This is a genomic window from Staphylococcus agnetis (assembly GCF_002901865.1).
In the GTDB taxonomy this organism is placed as follows: domain Bacteria; phylum Bacillota; class Bacilli; order Staphylococcales; family Staphylococcaceae; genus Staphylococcus; species Staphylococcus agnetis.
On the sequence record NZ_PPQF01000159.1, the window covers coordinates 1 to 563 of the forward strand.

At 24.7% G+C, this 563-nt stretch carries 1 protein-coding gene; it reads right to left on the reverse strand.

Annotation, left to right across the window (positions count from 1 at the left end; all coding sequences use genetic code 11):
* Window positions 1–563, reverse strand: a 563-nt coding sequence (locus CD172_RS12540; RefSeq protein ID WP_169925256.1) for an AAA family ATPase, incomplete at both ends; no start/stop codon positions are given.

Genomic DNA, 563 nt, shown 5'->3' on the forward strand with positions numbered 1-563 from the left:
GTATAAGAGACAGCTTCATAAGTTTCTATTTTTAAGCTTGGAATCCTAACTTTTAAAATGTTATTATAATTATCATGAAGTTTTTCATCGTTCGCTACAAAATTTCTTATATTTTCTATATTAGACTCTATTTTTTTTGCTTCTTCTAAATTATTATTATAAATAGCTATTACTTCTTCAATACTTTTCTTTGATGATTTTAATGGTATATTACGATTCCCTTTTTTTGATTTGTGTATTTCGTTTATTAGTTTTCTTAACTTATTTCTCTTCTCTACTAATAACTTTTTAGTATCTGTCATATCAACAACTTCATTTTTCAGCTTGATTATTTCATTTTCAATTTCTACATTTTTTGTACCAAATGTTGCTTTTACCCCTTTAAATTTATTAGAATCTTCTAGTAAGAGAAGTTCATGAATATAATCGGTGTAAAAATACCTTAAGCTATTTGGATTATTTTCTTCTATTTTTTCTTTAATACCTCTAGCTAATGAAGTCTTTCCCCTCCCATTAACTCCGTATATTATATTTATAGCATTGAATTTTAATTCTTCTTTCAT